This window comes from Vibrio sp. Vb0937, from assembly GCF_033338855.1.
The window spans coordinates 1-1,090 of sequence record NZ_JAWOTK010000404.1 but is presented as its reverse complement, the minus strand read 5'-3'; the positions used below and the strand labels follow the sequence as shown (position 1 = coordinate 1,090).

Genomic DNA, 1,090 nt, shown 5'->3' with positions numbered 1-1,090 from the left:
CGATAAAAATTCATTGATAGAGAACACATAATGCATATTTTTGGCAAAATTCTGGGTGCCTTTTTTGGCTTGTTACTGGGTGGTCCATTCGGTTTGCTGTTTGGTTTATTTATTGGTCACCAATTCGATAAAGCCCGACGTTTAAGTCAAGCTGGGTTCTCTACAGGTGGCTTTGGAAAAGGACCGAGTCAGGCACAGCGTCAGGAAGAATTCTTTAAAGCGGCGTTTGCAGTAATGGGACACGTGGCAAAAGCCAAAGGTCAGGTCACTAAAGAAGAGATCCAACTTGCGACTGCCATGATGGATCGTATGAATTTGCATGGCGAACAACGCCGTGCGGCGCAAGATGCATTCCGCGAAGGGAAAGAGAGTGATTTCCCATTAGAAGATGTGCTGGTGCGTGTAAAAATCTCGACCGCTGGCCGTTTTGATTTGCTGCAATTCTTCCTTGAACTGCAAATTTCCGCGGCCTTTGCTGATGGAGCTATCCATCCAAGCGAACGTAATGTGCTGCACAAAATTGCTCGTGGTTTAGGTTTCTCATCTGAGCAACTAGAGCGTCGCCTGCAAATGCAAGAAGCGGCGTTCCGTTTCCAACATCAAGGTGGTTCCCATGGTCAGCAACAAGGCCAATACCAGTCGTCAGGTTGGCAGCAAGCCTCACAGGCGGATCAATTGGCCGATGCGTACAAAATTTTGGATGTGTCACCAGAGGCGGACGGTAAAACCGTTAAACGAGCTTACCGTAAGTTAATGAATGAGCATCACCCTGATAAATTGATGGCCAAAGGTTTACCGCCAGAAATGATGAACGTCGCAAAAGAAAAATCGCAAGAAATTCAAAACGCTTACGATTTAATTAAAAAGGTAAAAGGCTTTAAGTAAGCCAAAATCTAGCAAGCAAACTAGAAAGTAAAAAGGGCACTTGGTGCCCTTTTTTAGCTTTTGGGTTATCGGTAGCTAAAAGCATCTCAAGCTGAACAAGGATGGATAAATCAGTCGGCTTGGTTCAAGCTCCAATCGTAGTCGTACTTCACCCGACCTGAAAAATGGTTGTATTGTGGCGCGTAGTTTCTGATGTGGTTAAACA

The 1,090-nt window shown here is 45.0% G+C and carries 1 protein-coding gene and 1 pseudogene; one reads left to right on the top strand and one right to left on the bottom strand.

Features of this window, described 5'->3' with window-relative positions; translation table 11 throughout:
* Positions 1 to 30 precede the first annotated feature (30 nt).
* Positions 31 to 885, top strand: a complete 855-nt coding sequence (gene djlA / locus R7P67_RS26075; RefSeq protein WP_258469443.1) for a co-chaperone DjlA — start codon at positions 31 to 33, stop codon at positions 883 to 885.
* A gap of 110 nt (positions 886 to 995) precedes the next feature.
* Here the strand turns inward: djlA and R7P67_RS26070 are convergent.
* Positions 996 to 1,090: pseudogene (locus tag R7P67_RS26070) on the bottom strand (DUF547 domain-containing protein); the annotation flags it as partial.

Bases quoted from the DNA above. Each gene is read 5' to 3' on its own strand.
- djlA (WP_258469443.1), top strand. From the start codon at position 31: ATGCATATTTTTGGCAAAATTCTGGGTGCCTTTTTTGGCTTGTTACTG.